The organism is Streptomyces sp. NPDC052910 (genome assembly GCF_055585605.1).
On the sequence record NZ_JBVJJR010000002.1, the window covers coordinates 614,334 to 628,914 of the forward strand.

Sequence of the window (14,581 nt, forward strand, 5' to 3'; positions counted from 1 at the left end):
TCCGGTGAGTCTGGGGGAGACGCATGACACGCACGGCCCGCATGGTGCTCGCTTCCGTGTCCCTCGCCGTGGTGTTCCTGGGCTGGGCCGGTGTCACCGGCCTCGGCCGGCTGTCCAACAGCGGCTTCCTGCCGGACGGTACGGCCTTCCGGAAGGACAACGCCGTGCTCGGCGCCCGTTATCGGGCCGGGTATCCGGACCTGGTGCTGCTCGTCGGCCCGGCCTCCGCCGCGGGGGACGTGGACTCCGGCCCCGTGGCGGAGGCGGGCCGCGCGCTCGAACGACGGGTGGCGGACACCCCGGGCGTCGTCTCGGCGGCCTCGTACTGGACCGCCGGCGACCCCGCCCTGCGCGCCCGGGACGGCCGCACGGCGCTGATCGCCGTCGATCTCGCCGAGGACGAGGGGACGGCCACCCGCACGGCCCGGCGCCTCGTCCCCCGGCTGCTCGGCGGGCACGGCCCGGTCAAAGTCACCGCCACCGGCCCCGCCTGGGTGAGCGAGGAGACGATGCGGGAGAGCCGCCGGGACCTGCTGACCGGCGAGTTGATCGCCCTCCCGCTAACCGCCCTGGTCCTGCTGTTCGTCTTCCGCTCCGCCGTGGCCGCCCTCATCCCCCTGGTCACGGGGGTGCTCGCGGTGACGGGATCGCTGGCCTGCCTGGGTGCGCTGGCCGGCGTCACGGAGACCTCCGTCTACGCGGCCAACATCTCCTGTGCCCTGGGTCTCGGACTGGCCGTGGACTACAGCCTGTTCCTGGTCACCCGGTTCCGCGAGGAGCGCGCGGCGGGCGTCCCGCTCCCGGAGGCCGTGGCACGCGCCCGGCGCACGGCCGGACGGACGGTGGTGGTGTCCGCCGGAATCGTCGCCCTCGCCGCGTGCGCCCTCCTCGCCGTCCCCTTCGGCTTCCTGCGGTCCGTCACCGTGGCCGTCGTCCTGGTCGCCCTGTTGTCGGCCACGGCCGCCATTCTGCTGGTGCCGATGCTCCTGCGCGTCCGGGGCGACCGTCTGGAGCGTGGGGACGTCTTCGCCCGGCTGCGCCGCCGCCCCGCGGACGGCCCGGAACGCACGGTGCTGTGGCGGCGGATCGCGACGACCGTGTGCCGGCGGCCCGTGCTGTGCTCCGCCGGCGCCCTGGCCCTCCTGGCCCTGCTCGCCGTGCCGTCGGGACACGCCCGCTTCGCTCCGAGCGACTCCCGGTCCCTGACGGCGGACAGCGCCTCCTACCGCGCCGCGCTCCGACTGGAGCGCGACTTCTCACCGGTGCCCGACCGCGTGCTGACCGTCGGCCTCCCGCCCGGGACCGGCCGTGCCCACCTCGACGCGTACGCCCGGCGGCTGGCGTCCCTCCCGGGCGCGGCCGAGGTCCGTACGGCGACCGGCCGTTACACGGGAAGGACCCACGACCCCCTGCCCGAGCGGGTCTCGGCACGCTTCACCACCCCGGCCGGGCCGCTGCTCACCGTCGCCTCCCGCACCGCCCCGGCCACGCCGGAGGCCCAGCGGCTCGCCCGGGACGTCCGCGCGGCACCCGCGCCGGGCGGCCGGAGCCTGGTGACCGGTGAGCCGGTGCGGGCGGCGGACACCCGGGACGCCCTCACCGGCGCCCTGCCCCTCGCCTGCGGGGCGGCGGCGGCCGTGACCGCCCTGCTGCTGGGCCTGTTCACCCGCAGCCTGCTGATCCCGGTCAAGGCCGTGGCCGTGGCGGCCGTGAGCCTGGGCGCCTGCCTCGGCTGTCTGGTGTACGTCTTCCAGGACGGTCATCTGCGGTTCCTCCTCGGCGACTTCCCGGTCGCCGGCTCCCTCGACGGCATCCTGGTCCTGCTGGTGCTGATCACCGCCTTCGCGCTCTCGGTGGACTACGAGGTGTTCCTCCTCGCCCGGATCCGCGAGGCGCACCGGGCGACCGGTGACAACACCGCCGCCGTCGTCCGGGGCGTGGAGCGCACCGGCCGTCTGGTGACGGCGGCCTCCCTGATCGTGGTGTGCGCCATGGTGGCGCTGACGAGTTCGGGCCTCACGGCGCTGAAGACCGTCGGCACCGGCCTGTCGGTAGGCGTCCTGGTCGACGCCACCCTCGTCCGCGGTGTCCTGGTCCCCGGCCTGATGGCCCTGGCGGGCCGTTGGAACTGGTGGCTGCCGGGCCGCCGGCGCCCTGCCCCCGAAGCCCGTGAACTCGTCCGTCCGTGAGGGAGAGCCCATGCGCATCGCGTCCGCCGTCGGAGTCCTGTCCAGCGCCCTGTGGCTGCCCGCCGGCCGCAGCACGGTGGAGGACGCGGTCGTCGACGGGGTCCTCGACGACGTCCGGGACGCTCCGCCCGACGTCCCGGAGGTGCCCATGACCCGGGGTGAGACACCGGAGTTCATGGCGGCCCAGGCGGTGCGCCGGGCCCTGGACTCCGCCGGACGGCCCGCGCAGGCGCTCGACGTCCTGGCCTACGCCTGGGTGCTCCGTGGCGGGCACACGCCGTACTCACCGCCCTTCCGGCTGGCCAAGGAGCTGTCCGTCGGCGGCTGTTCGGCCGTCGGTGTCGTCCAGGCGTGCAACGGCGGGGCCGCCGCGGTGGAGACGGCGGTGACGCGGATGCTGACCGACGACCGGCTCGGCCTCGCGGCGGCCGTGTCGTCCGACACCTTCGAGGAGTACGGCAGCCACCGCTGGACCGAGCCCGCGATGATGGTGGGCGGGGACGGGGCCGCCGCCGTCGTCCTGTGCCGGGGCCCGGGACGGCTGGCGCTGCTCTCGCTGGTCTCCCGCGGCCACACCTGCGCGGACATCATGGAGGCGGGACAGGACCTGCGGCACCGGCTGGAGCGCGGTGGCGGGGCCCAGGACGAGCGCCGGCTGACGGAGGCGGCGCACAGCGTGGAGCAGTTCGGCTCCTGCCTGGCGTCGGTGGTGTCCGACGCCCTGGCCGACGCGGGGCTGGACGCCGCGGACGAGAGCATCACGACCGTCCTGCTCCCCCGGCTGGCCGAGCCGTTCACCGAGTCCTTCGTCCGCCCCGCGCTCCCCGCGCCGTTGCGCGACAAGGCGTACGTGGCGGACCCGCACACCGGCCACCTGGGGTCCGGCGACGCCCTCGCCAACCTGGAGTTCGCCCAGCGCCGCGCCGTCGTGGCGCCGGGCGAACACCTGCTCGTCGTCAACGGCGGGCAGGGGGTGGCGGCGTCCTGCATGGTGCTCACGCCGGGAGACGGCTGAGGCGCGGAGGGATCAGCCCCGCAGGCCGGGCGGAACGGGACCACGCAGTCCGGCGGCCCGGCGCTGGACGCCGTCGAACACCGAAGAGGGCGCCCAGCGGGCCGCCTTGACGGCCAGGGTCTCGCGCCCGAGCGGGTAGCGCGCCGCGGGCCGCCGGTCGCACACCGCCCGGCGGATCACCCGCGCCACCTCCTCCACCGGCGGGAAGGGCCGACGGCGGGCCAGCGTGCCCAGGGCCACGGCGTAGGCGTTCTGGTGCGGCGAGGAGCCTTCGGCGAACAACCGCAGGAACCGGTCGGCCCCGTGGGCGACCATCGCCGTCTCGTAGAAACCCGGTTCGACCAGGCTCACCCGCACACCGAAGCGGGCGTTCTCCATCCGCAGCGAATCGCTCAGCGCCTCCAGTCCGTGCTTGCTCGCGGCGTACCAGCCGTTGAACGGTGAGGCCATCAGCCCGGCCAGCGAGGTGACGTTGACGATGCGCCCGGAGCCCCGGCGGCGCATGGCCGGCAGCACCCGGCGGCAGACGCGGGCCGCTCCCAGCAGGTTGACCTCCAGGATGTGGCGCGCCTCGTCGTCCGTGACGTCCTCGACGGCGCCCATGAGCTGGACGCCCGCGTTGTTGACGACGGCCCACGGGCCGCCGGCGGTGAGTTCGTCGATCTCGGCGAAGGCGGCCTCGCAGCTCTTGGGCTCGGCCACGTCGAGCAGGACGGTCCGCACGGACACGCCGAGGTCCCGGACGGACGAGGACAGTTCCTCGGCCTTCTCCTCCGTCCGGACCGTGCCGATGACGTCGAGTCCGGCGCGACCGAGCTCGACGACGGCCGCCCTGCCGATTCCGCTGTTCGCTCCCGTGACGACGATGCTGCGCATGCGAACTCCTTTGGAGGCCTGAGGCGTTGCCTTGAACCGGAACTTGCATGAATACCCGCGCCCGGTTTCCGCGATTCACGGTGACGCCCCTCAAGAGAGGGAAATTCCATCCGATTGTCATACTGCCATTCTCGTGTTGTGGCCCGCTTTGCGCGTGGGTAGGGATGGAGGGCAACCTCCCGGCACGGGAAGAGAGGACGGGTCGTGACGGAGCGGCCACACTGCCGAATCGCCGCCGTGGCATCCTGCCTGCCGGAGCGGCGGGTGTCCACGGAAGAACTCGAGGACGTCATTCAGGAGAACAGCCCGGAATTCCGGGTACCGCGCGGAATGATCCGCCGCCTTACGGGAGTCGAGTACCGGTACCTTCGGCCCGTGGGCCAACTCCCTTCCGGCCTGGCCAAGGAGGCCGCCGGGAAGGCGCTGGCCGACGCCGGGTGGCAGGCCGGCGACCTGGACCTGATCGTCTTCGCAGCGGTCAGCTCGGACCTGCTGGAGCCGGCCACGGCCCACGTCGTCGCCAGCGAACTGGGCGCCTCCTGCCCGGTGTTCGACGTCAAGAACGCCTGCAACAGCCTGCTGAACGGCCTGGAGGTGGGCTCCGCCCTCATCGGGTCCGGGGCCTACCGGCGCGTGCTCGTCTGCTGCGGCGAGAACACCACGGACCTGATGTGCACCGCGGTCTCCGGGCCCCGCGATTTCCTGGACTCCATGGCCGCTTACACGGTCTCGGACTGCGGTGCGGCCGTTCTGCTGGAAGCCACGGAGCAACCGGGTCTGCTCGGGATCGGCATGCGCGCGATCTCTTCCGCGTGGCCGGCGGGTGCCGTCCCGCTCCGCGGGCTCCCCTCGGGCACCGTCCGTCCACGTTTCGAGCTCGGTGTGATGACCGACGCCGTCCACCGCTTCATCGAGGAGAAGACGCTGTCCTGGGCCGGACAGGGGCAGAAGTTCGACGCCGCGGACGTGTCCCTGTGCTGCGCCCATCTGCCCACCGAGGCGCTCGCCGACGACCTCTGCGCCACCCTCGGTCTCCCCAGGGAGCGTCTGATGATCACCATCGCCTCACACGGCAACACCGCCGCGGCCACCCTGCCGCTCCAACTCGACCTTGCCCTGCGCGAAGGACGGGTCGCCCGGGGCGACACCGTTCTCTTCGCCGGGCTCGCGAGCGGCGTCAGCGTGGGCGCGCTGTGGATCCGCTGGTGAGCCGCCGGCCTTGCGACGACGTCAACGCGCATCCGATGCAGGAGGATCAGCCCGTGTCCGATCCGTACGAGACCTTGATCCGTGTCCTGGAGGAGAACTTCGCGATCCCCCGCGCGGAGGTGACGCCCTCGACGAAACTGACCGAGCTCGGCCTCGAATCGCTCGCCCGCGCGGAGCTGGCACTGATCCTTCGGGACCACCTCGACATGCCGTTCACCGAGCAGGACGTGTCGCCGGACGCCACCGTCGGCGACGTGATCGAGCTGCTCTCCTCCCGGACGGCCGGCACGGGCGTCCCGCACCTCGGCGAGGCCGGGTGACCGAGGTGCGGGACGTGGCGGTGACGGGCGTCGGCCTGGTCACGGCGGGCGGGGTGGGGCGAGAGCCGACGTGGGAGGCCGTCTGCGCCGGTGTCGGCACGGCCTCCCGGATGTCCGCCCTGCCCGGGCAGCGGGTGGACTTCGGCTGCCTGCTGCCGCCTTCGCTGGGGGCGGCCCTGGCCCCCCTGCGCCGCAAGACCTGGCGCCTGGACCCGTTCGCGCAAATCGCCTTGCTCGCGGCGCGGGAGGCGGTCGCCGACGCCGGACTCGACCCCGCGGACTGGGACGGGCCGCGGGTCGGGGTCGTCCTGGGCAGCGGCTGCGGAGGGGCACAGAGCCTGTGGAAGCAGAACACGCGGCTGAGGGAACGCGGGCCGGACCACGTGTCACCCCTGCTGCTCCCCATGTGCCTCGCCAACATGGCCGCGGCGGAAGTCGCCCTGGACGTCGGGGCCATGGGCCCGAGCTCGGCCACCGTGACCGCCTGCGCCTCGGGAGCGGACGCGGTGGCCCAGGCCCGGCTGTGGCTCTCCGCCGGCCTGTGCGACATCGTGCTGGCCGGCGGCACCGAGGCCGGCCCCTCACCGATCCACCTCATCGGCTTCGACCGCCTCGGCGTTCTCTCGCACCGCCGCGACGACCCGTCCGCCGCGTCCCGCCCCTTCGACGCCGCCCGCGACGGTTTCGTGGCCGGCGAGGGCGCCGCCGTCCTGGTTCTGGAGCGGCCGGCCCACGCCAGGGCGCGCGGCGCCACCCCCCACGCCCTGCTCGCGGGCACCGGCTCGTCCACCGACGCCCACCACCCCACCACTCCCCACCCCGAGGGCGCCGGCGCCCGGCGGGCGCTACGGCTGGCGCTGACCGACGCGGGGGTGTCCGCCGGCGAGGTGGACCACGTCAACGCGCACGGGACCGGGACGCCGCTCAACGACCTCGTCGAGGGCCGTGTCATCCAGGACCTGCTCCCCCACGGCCCCACCGTCACCGCCACCAAGGGCGTGCTCGGGCACACGCTCGGGGCCGCGGGCGCCGTGGAGGCCGCCGTCACCGTGCTGACCCTCCGGCACGGCCTCGTCCCGCCGACCGCCAACCTCGACCGGCTCGACCCCGCCCTCTCCCTCGACGTCGTGCGGGACGAGCCGCGGAAGCAGCGGGTCGACGTGGCGGTGAGCAACTCGTTCGGGTTCGGGGGGCACAACACGGTGCTGGTGTTCCGGGCGGCCGGGTAGCCGCCGGCTCCCGCGTGACGGCGTTCGACTCCCGTGGCAGCCGGGAAGTCGGTGTGGAACCGTGGAAACCGGTAAGGAGACCCACCGGAGTCCGGAACCGGAAGCCGGAAGCCGGAAGCCGGAAGCCACACCGAATCGCACCGAGCCGACCGAGGAGGTCCCATGTCCTCGAAGCGACGCCGCAAGAAGCGCGCCCGCCGCAACCACGCCGCCAACCACGGACGCCGTCCGCAGAGCTGACCGAATCCGGCGCCGGATCCGGCACGGCATGGCCCGTCGGCCCCTTCCATGGGTGTGTTCCCCGCGATATCACCCGTTCGAGGGGCGGCGGGCTGCGCCGCGTCCGGTCCGCGTGTAGGATGGGGAGCGCGTGCGGCCCGTACCGACCGCCCTCCCCCGAGCCGACAGAGGAGCCGGCAGATGACCCTCTCCGAACGCGACGTGGCGGACGAGATCGAGCTGATGAAGGAGGACGCCCTGGAGCAGGTGGTGAGCGACGAGGACCGGGACGCCGGTCTCGTGGACGAGGAGTGGTGAGCCCGGGAGGGGAGGCCTCTCGTCCTGCCGTCGCGGTCCGCCCGGCCGCCACCGTTCGCGCCGCGCGGGACGGCGGGGTAGACATGGAACATGGCCCGAATCCGGGGCCGCTCCTGGAGGCCGTCCGGCCGCCGGCCCGCCGGCTCGCACGTGGGTGAACGACGTGAGCGGCGGCGGTGGCGCCGGGGGCCGCGCGAGGCGTCGGCGGGGCGCTGGCGGGCAGGGCGCTGGCGGGTGGCGAGCACCCGCAGCGTCGCCGGCCAGATGTTCGTGCTGCAGGTGCTCATCGTGCTGCTGCTCGTCGTGGCGGCGGTCGGCACCCTTCTCTTCCAGGCGCGGACCGACAGGTTCCAGGCGGCCCGCGACCGATCGCTGGCCGCCGCCGAGGCGTTCGCGCACGCCCCCGGCCTGCCGGCGGCCATGGCGGGCCCCGACCCCACGTCCGCCCTCCAGCCCCTGACCGAGGACGCCCGGCACCGCGGCGGCGTCGACTTCGTCGTGGTCACCGACCGCGACGGCATCCGCTACACCCACCCGGACCCCTCCCGCATCGGCAAGCACTTCGTCGGCACCATCGAGCCGTCGCTGAGGAACGGCGAGGTGACCATCGAGAGCGTGCACGGTCCGCTGGGCGAGGAGGTCCAGGCCGTGGTGCCGGTCCGCGACGACCGCGGCCGGATCATCGGCGCGGTGTCATCGGGCATCAAGGTCAGCGCGGTGAGCAGCGCCTTCGACCGGCAGTTGCCGTTCGTCCTGGGCGCGGGCGCGGCGGCGCTGGTCCTGGCGACGGGCGGGACGGCCCTGGTCAGCCGGCGGCTGCGGCGGCAGACGCACGGGCTGGGCCCCGCCGAGATGGCCCGGATGTACGAGCACCACGACGCGGTGCTGCACGCCGTGCGCGAGGGCGTGGTCATCGTCGGCGGGGACGGCCGGCTGCTGCTGGTGAACGACGAGGCCCGGCGGCTGCTCGGGCTGCCGCCGGACGTGGAGGGCAAGCACGTCCGCGACCTGGGTCTTGACCCGCGCACGACGGGGCTGCTGGCCTCGCGCGAGGTCGTCTCGGACGAGGTGCTGCCGGTCGGCGACCGGCTGCTGGCGGTCAACAACCGGCCGACGGACCGCGGCGGCGGCCCGCCCGGCAGCGTCGCCACCCTGCGGGACTCCACCGAGCTGCGGGCGCTGGCGGGCCGCGCCGAGACGGCGCGCGGCCGGCTCCGGCTGCTGTACGACGCGAGCGTCGCCATCGGCACCACCCTGGACGTGCGGCGGACGGCCGAGGAGCTGACGCGGGTGGCGTCCCCGCGCTTCACCGACTACGCGACCGTCGACCTCGCCGAGCCCGTGCTGCACGGCGAGGAGCCCCGCATGGTGATGGGCGGCGAGCCCGCCGAACTGCGCCGGGTGGCGCTCACCGGGCCGCGGGACGACCATCCGCTGTACCCGGCGGGCGACCTGGTCACCTTCGCCGGGCCCACCCCGCAGGCCACCGGCTTCGTCAGCGGCCGGCCCGTGCTCGTCCCCGACCTGGCGTCCTCGACCGGCTGGCGGACGCAGGACTACGAGCGCACCCAGGCGGTCCTGGAGTACGGCTTCCGGTCGCTGATCACCGTGCCGCTGAAGGCGCGCGGCGTCCTGCTGGGCATCGCCAACTTCTGGCGCACGAGCGACAGCGGGCCCTTCGAGGAGGACGATCTGTCGCTGGCCGAGGAACTGGCGGCGCGGGCGGCGGTCTGCATCGACAACGCCCGCCGCTTCACGCGCGAGCACGACATGGCCGTCGCCCTCCAGCACAGCCTGCTGCCGCGCGGACTGCCCGAACAGACGGCGCTCGACGTCGCCTTCCGTTACCTGCCCGCGCAGGCGGGGGTGGGCGGCGACTGGTTCGACGTCATCCCGCTGCCCGGCGCCCGGGTGGCGCTGGTGGTCGGGGACGTGGTCGGGCACGGGCTGCACGCCGCGGCCACCATGGGCCGGCTGCGGACGGCCGTCCTCAACTTCTCCGCGCTCGACCCGCCGCCGGACGAGCTCCTGGGCCACCTCGACGAGCTGGTCGCCCGGATCGACCAGGAAGCCGCCGGGGACGCCGACGAACCGTCCATCGCGGGCGCCACCTGCCTGTACGCGGTGTACGACCCGGTGTCGGGCGTCTGCTCGCTGGCCCGCGCCGGGCACCCGCTGCCCGCGCTGGTCGCCCCGGACGGCACGGTGGACTTCCCGGAGCTGCCGGCCGGCCCGCCGCTGGGGCTGGGCGGGCTGCCGTTCGAGGCGGCGGAGCTGCGGCTGCCGGAGGGCAGCAACCTGGTGCTCTACACGGACGGGCTGGTCGAGGACCGCAAGCGCGACATCGACGCCGGGCTCACCGTCCTCCACGACACCCTGGCCGAGCAGCCCGGCCGGACCCCGCACGAGACCTGCGAGGCGCTGCTGGAGGCGCTGCTGCCGGCCCGGCAGAGCGACGACATCGCCCTGCTGGTGGCGCGCACGCGGATCCTGGAGCGGGACCGGATCGCCGAGTGGGAGCTGCCCTCCGACCCCGCGGTGGTGGGCCGCGCCCGGGCCGACGTGACCCGGCAGCTCATGGCGTGGGGGCTGGAGGAGGCGGTGTTCACCACCGAACTGATCCTCAGCGAGCTGATCACCAACGCGATCCGGCACGCCTCCGGGCCGATCCGGGTGCGGCTGCTCCGCGACCGGACGCTGATCTGCGAGGTGTCCGACACCAGCAGCACCTCGCCGCACCTGCGGTACGCGGCGGCGGAGGACGAGGGCGGCCGGGGCCTGTTCCTGGTGGCCCAGTTGGCGGAGCGGTGGGGCACCCGGTACACGCCGGACGGCAAGGTCATCTGGGCGGAGCAACCGCTCGGCTGAGTGGTGCCGTACCCGCGCACCGGCCCGCCTCCCCGGCGGACCGGGCGGGTGGTGGTGTCATCGGCGGGGAAGGCCGGGCGCGCCGGGCCGGCGCACGGCGCCGGAGCGCGAGCCGGTCGGCGTCACCTTCGCATCGGCGTCACCGCACGGCGTCACCGCACGACGGAAGGACCGAGGACCATGCCGGAGAGCACAGCGCCGCCGCCCCCGGCCCCCGACTGGCGGATGTTCGACCCCGCGCCCGTCGCCATGGCGGTCACCCGGGGCCCGCACCACCGCCTCGTGTACATGAACGCCGTCTACCGCGACCTCTTCGGCGACCGGCCGCTCGGCGTCCCCGTCACCGAGGTCTTCGCCGGCCTGCGGCAGCGCGGCTACCTCGCCCTCTTCGACGACGTCCTGCGCACCGGGCAACCGGTGTCGCTGGCCGCCGCGCCCACCCAGGGCACCTCGCCGGAGGACGAGGGGACGCGCTACTACACCTTCAGCCTGTCGGCCGTCGGCTCGTCGGAGCGGGAGCGCGGCGTGCTGGTCGTGGCGATGGACGTCACCGAGCAGATCCGGGCGACCGAGCGGATCCGCCGGGTGTCGGAGGAACGGCTGCGCGCCCTGCGCCGGTTCGAGAACCTGGTGACCGCCAACACACAGATGATGTGGGTGACGGCCGCCAAGGGCGGCACGATCGAGCCCAGTCCCGGCTGGGAGCGGGTGACCGGCCAGACCTGGGAGCAGTTCCGCGGGGACGGCTGGCTCGACGCCCTCCACCCGGAGGACCGGGAGCCCATGGAGGCGGCCTGGCAGCGCGCCCTGGAGCAGGTGCCGGACGAGTTCCGGTACGTGTACCGGCTGCGGACGGTGGACGGCACGTACCGCCACTTCGACGTGCGGGCGGTGCCGGTCCGCGAGGACGGCCGGGTCGTGGAGTGGGTGGGTACCTGTACGGACATCGAGGACCGGTGGCGGGAGGAGCGCCGCAAGGACGTGCTGGCGCGGGGCGCCGCCGTGCTGGCGGAGTCGACCAAGCCCCGGTCGGCCTTCGCGGCGCTCGGCGACGTCATCGTCCCGGCCCTCGCCGACAAGTGCGGCATCTACCTGTTCCGGGACCCCACCGACCAGTTGACGCACGACGCCCCGCCGGTCGTCGAGCGCATCGCGGCCCACTCGCGGGAGGGCCTCCCCCCGCACCCCGCCCGACTGGGCGAGGAACACATCGCCCCGGACAGCGCGTTCGCCCGCGCGGTGCGCGAACGCCGGGTGGTGCACGAGTCGTTCGACCCGGACCGCATCCCGTCCGGCACCGCCCCGCCGGACAGCATGGCGTGGCTGCGCGAGGTGCGCGCGCACAGCATGGTGGTCGTGCCCGTCGTCATCGACGGCACGCTCGCCGCGATCGTGGACGCCTTCGCCTGCGGCGACCGCGACCCGATCGACGCGACCGACGAGGCGCTGCTCCGCGAACTCCTGGAGCAGGCCCACGACCCGCTGCGCAACATCATCGAGTTCCAGCGCACCCAGCGGGTGGCCCTGGCCCTCCAGCACAGTCTGCTGACCGAACCGCCGCGCTACGACGACCTCGTGATCACCGCCCGTTACCTGCCCAGCCCGGCGGCGGCGGACGTCGGAGGCGACTGGTACGACTCGTTCGTGCTCGGGGACGGCGCGCCGGTGCTCGTCATCGGGGACGTGGCGGGGCACGACATCGAGGCCGCCGTCACGATGAGCCGGATGCGGAACATGCTGCGCGGCCTCGCCGCCGACCGGGAGGAACCCCCCGGCGACATCATCCGGCGGCTCGACCGGGCCACCCAGGTCCTCGACCCGGAGGAAGGCACCGCCACCTGCGCCCTCGTCCGCGTCGAACACGCGCCGGACGGCGGCCGGCAGGCGCACTACTGCGTCGCCGGGCACCCGCCGCCCCTGGTCGTCGCCCCGGACGGCGGCACCCGCTTCCTGGAGGACGCCACCTCTCCCCTGCTCGGCCTGCCCGTCCCCGACGAGTGGCGCATCAGCGCGTTCGCCGCGCTGCCGCCCGGCGGGACGCTGCTGCTCTACACCGACGGACTGGTGGAGCGGCCGGACGAGGACATCGACGAGGGGCTGGCGCGGCTGGCGCGGACGGCTTCGGGGCTGGCCCGGGCCGATCTGAACGCGTTCTGCGACACGTTGCTGGCGGAGCCCTCCGTGACCGGGCAGGACGACATCTGCCTGATCGCGGTGCGGCTGCCGGAGGAGGGCTGAGGGGGCGCCTGCGGCGGGCTGTGCCCCGGCCCCTCCCCTCCGCCGATTCCTGGGGGCAAGCCCCCAGACCCCCTTGATCGCGGCTTCGCCGCTCGTCCTCAAACTCCCCCCGGAGGGGGCACCCACCCGGCGCCCCCGCGCCACCCTGCCGGTAGCGTTGCCACCACCCGCCCATCCGAACGGATCCGCCCCTTCCGAACAGAGGCGAAAGACAGATGCTGCCCGAGATCACCGAGCACGAGTGCACCGGCTGCGGCAAAGCCGTAAAAGGCATCTTCGGCCGGTGGGCCTGCCCCGACTGCAAGACCAGCTCCCCCTACCGTGAACCGCCCGGCGCGTACGCCGCCGAGCTCCGCAACGGCGTGGCGCCGCGCCGCGATCCGCTGCGGCACCACGTGTGCGGCGAGGTGGCGTGCGTGTGCCCCCGGCTGGGGCGCCGGGGGTGAGTGGGCGTCAGGCCCGCCCCACGAGGTAGCGGGCGTAGGCGTCCGTCGCGAAGGAGGCGGGCAGCTCGTCGCCGAGGGCCGAGCGGAGGAGGACGTCGCGGGCGTCGGCCCAGCGGGAGCCGGGGTCGCCGGCGGCGAGGGCGGAGCTCTCCTCGTCGAGCATGCGGATCACCCGGGCGCGGGGGACGGATCCGTGGTGGAGCCATTGCCAGAGCTGGCAGCGGGCGAGCTCGGCGGAGCCGGCGTCCTCCAGTCGGCCCTGGTGGACGACGCGGCCGCGGCCGCGCAGCCAGGCGTCGAGGCAGTGCAGGGCGGTGCCGAGGGCGGCGCGAACGCCCTGTTCGGTGGGGCGTCCGCTGGTGCGGTGCACGGCGAGCAGGTCGGCGGCGGTGACGTGGACGTCCTCGCGGGTGCGTTCCCGTTGGTGCGGGCGGTCGCCGAGGACGGCGTCGAAGGCCGTGTGGACGACGGGGAGCAGGCCGGGGTGGGCGACGCGGGTGCCGTCGAAGCCGGCCTCGGCCTCCCGTTCCGCGTCGAGCCGGACCCGGGCCAGGGCGGCCTCGTCGGCCTGGCGGTCCCGGCCGAGCACGGGGACGGCGCGGACGGCCGTGCCGCCGATGGCGTGGGCGCCCCTGCGGTGGCAGGTGCGGACGAGCAGTTCGGTGCGGGCGCGGAGGAACGGCGCCGTCGCGGTGATCTTGGCGCGGTCGGGGAGGAGGTGGTCGCGCCGGTGCGGGAAGGTCCGGACGACGCTGCTCAGGTAGCCGGCGCAGTCGACGGCCAGCCCCGCCGCGTGGTCGCGGAGTTCGTGGAGGATCTCCTCCATCTCGAAGGCGGCGGTGAGGGATTCGACGGTGACGGTGGCGCGGACCGTGCCGCGCGGGAGGCCGAGCAGGTCCTGGGCGAGGACGAACACGTCGTTCCAGAGCCGCGCCTCCAGGTGGTTCTCCACCTGCGGCAGCGAGAAGTAGGGGCCGCGGCCGGCGGCGGTCTGGAGCCGGCCGCAGTGGAAGACGTACAGGCCGAGGTCGACGAGGGAGGCGGGGACGGGGCGCCCGTCGACGACCAGGTGCCGTTCGGTGAGGTGCCAGCCCCGGGGGCGGACGACGAGGGTGGGCCCGGCGGCCGGCCCGGGACCGATCCGGCCCTCGGTCACCGCGCGCAGCGTCCGCTGGCCCTCCATGACGTTGCGCCAGGTGGGGGCGGTGGCGTCGGAGAAGTCCGCGGTCCACACCCGGGCGCCGGAGGCGACGGCCGCGGCCGCGCCGGCGGGGTCGGGGGGCCCGGTGAGCTCGGTGCGCCGGTCGATGAGCCCGGGCGCGGGCGGGGCGACGCGCCAGGAGCGGTCGGCGCGCACGGCCGAGGTGGCGGGGACGAAGTCGAGGGCACCGCCGCGGGCCAGCAGGGCGGCCCGGTGGCGGCGTTCGGCGAGCAGCGCGGAGCGGCGGGCGGCGAAGGCGTCGTCGAGGCGGGCGAGGAACTCGAGGGCGTCGGGGGTCAGGACGTCGTCGTACGGGGTGGTCCGGCCGCCGAGGACGCTCAGGGTGCGGACACGACTGGAGAGGGCGGGGGCGGGGGTGGCCATGGCGGTCTCCTGGGGGTGGTGTGAGCGGCCCGGGTGCTGCCGGGGTGGTGCGGGGCGGTCCGTCGCCGG

The 14,581-nt window shown here is 74.8% G+C and carries 11 protein-coding genes; 9 read left to right on the plus strand and 2 right to left on the minus strand.

Going from position 1 to position 14,581, the window contains the following annotated elements:
• Window positions 1-23 precede the first annotated feature (23 nt).
• Together ACZ6X9_RS08405 and ACZ6X9_RS08410 are read left to right on the plus strand one after the other, a co-directional pair.
• Window positions 24-2,189 (plus strand): MMPL family transporter, encoded by a 2,166-nt coding sequence (locus ACZ6X9_RS08405; RefSeq protein WP_469777155.1) that lies wholly within the window; start codon window positions 24-26, stop codon window positions 2,187-2,189.
• Between the two features lie 10 nt (window positions 2,190-2,199).
• Complete coding sequence (locus tag ACZ6X9_RS08410) at window positions 2,200-3,204, plus strand: beta-ketoacyl-[acyl-carrier-protein] synthase family protein (protein ID WP_469777156.1); 1,005 nt, start codon at window positions 2,200-2,202, stop codon at window positions 3,202-3,204.
• Window positions 3,205-3,216: 12 nt separating this feature from the next.
• On the opposite strand, the gene ACZ6X9_RS08415 is transcribed toward ACZ6X9_RS08410, so the two are convergent.
• Entirely contained in the window at window positions 3,217-4,080 is an 864-nt protein-coding gene (locus ACZ6X9_RS08415; RefSeq protein ID WP_469777157.1) for an SDR family oxidoreductase, read from the minus strand.
• Between the two features lie 375 nt (window positions 4,081-4,455).
• Here ACZ6X9_RS08415 and ACZ6X9_RS08420 point away from each other — a divergent pair, with 375 nt between their 5' ends.
• The 7 genes from ACZ6X9_RS08420 (at window position 4,456) to ACZ6X9_RS08450 (ending at window position 12,927) form a co-directional block, all read left to right on the plus strand.
• Window positions 4,456-5,289, plus strand: a complete 834-nt coding sequence (locus tag ACZ6X9_RS08420) for a 3-oxoacyl-ACP synthase III family protein (protein ID WP_469777158.1) — start codon at window positions 4,456-4,458, stop codon at window positions 5,287-5,289.
• A 53-nt stretch (window positions 5,290-5,342) separates the two neighbouring features.
• The gene (locus tag ACZ6X9_RS08425; RefSeq protein ID WP_469777159.1) at window positions 5,343-5,609 is read left to right on the plus strand and encodes an acyl carrier protein; all 267 of its coding nucleotides are present in this window, start codon (window positions 5,343-5,345) and stop codon (window positions 5,607-5,609) included.
• A 14-nt stretch (window positions 5,610-5,623) separates the two neighbouring features.
• On the plus strand, window positions 5,624-6,838 hold the full coding sequence (locus tag ACZ6X9_RS08430; protein WP_469777160.1) for a beta-ketoacyl-[acyl-carrier-protein] synthase family protein: 1,215 nt from the start codon (window positions 5,624-5,626) through the stop codon (window positions 6,836-6,838).
• A gap of 162 nt (window positions 6,839-7,000) precedes the next feature.
• Window positions 7,001-7,078, plus strand: coding sequence for a 50S ribosomal protein bL37 (locus tag ACZ6X9_RS08435; RefSeq protein ID WP_469777656.1), 78 nt, complete (start codon window positions 7,001-7,003; stop codon window positions 7,076-7,078).
• A 561-nt stretch (window positions 7,079-7,639) separates the two neighbouring features.
• The gene (locus ACZ6X9_RS08440; protein WP_469777657.1) at window positions 7,640-10,243 is read left to right on the plus strand and encodes a SpoIIE family protein phosphatase; all 2,604 of its coding nucleotides are present in this window, start codon (window positions 7,640-7,642) and stop codon (window positions 10,241-10,243) included.
• Between the two features lie 180 nt (window positions 10,244-10,423).
• Entirely contained in the window at window positions 10,424-12,481 is a 2,058-nt protein-coding gene (locus ACZ6X9_RS08445; RefSeq protein ID WP_469777161.1) for a SpoIIE family protein phosphatase, read from the plus strand.
• 215 nt (window positions 12,482-12,696) lie between these two features.
• Window positions 12,697-12,927, plus strand: coding sequence for a hypothetical protein (locus tag ACZ6X9_RS08450; RefSeq protein WP_469777162.1), 231 nt, complete (start codon window positions 12,697-12,699; stop codon window positions 12,925-12,927).
• Window positions 12,928-12,934: 7 nt separating this feature from the next.
• Here the strand turns inward: ACZ6X9_RS08450 and ACZ6X9_RS08455 are convergent, their stop codons facing one another.
• Complete coding sequence (locus ACZ6X9_RS08455) at window positions 12,935-14,512, minus strand: malate synthase (RefSeq protein WP_469777163.1); 1,578 nt, start codon at window positions 14,510-14,512, stop codon at window positions 12,935-12,937.
• Window positions 14,513-14,581: the final 69 nt, after the last annotated feature.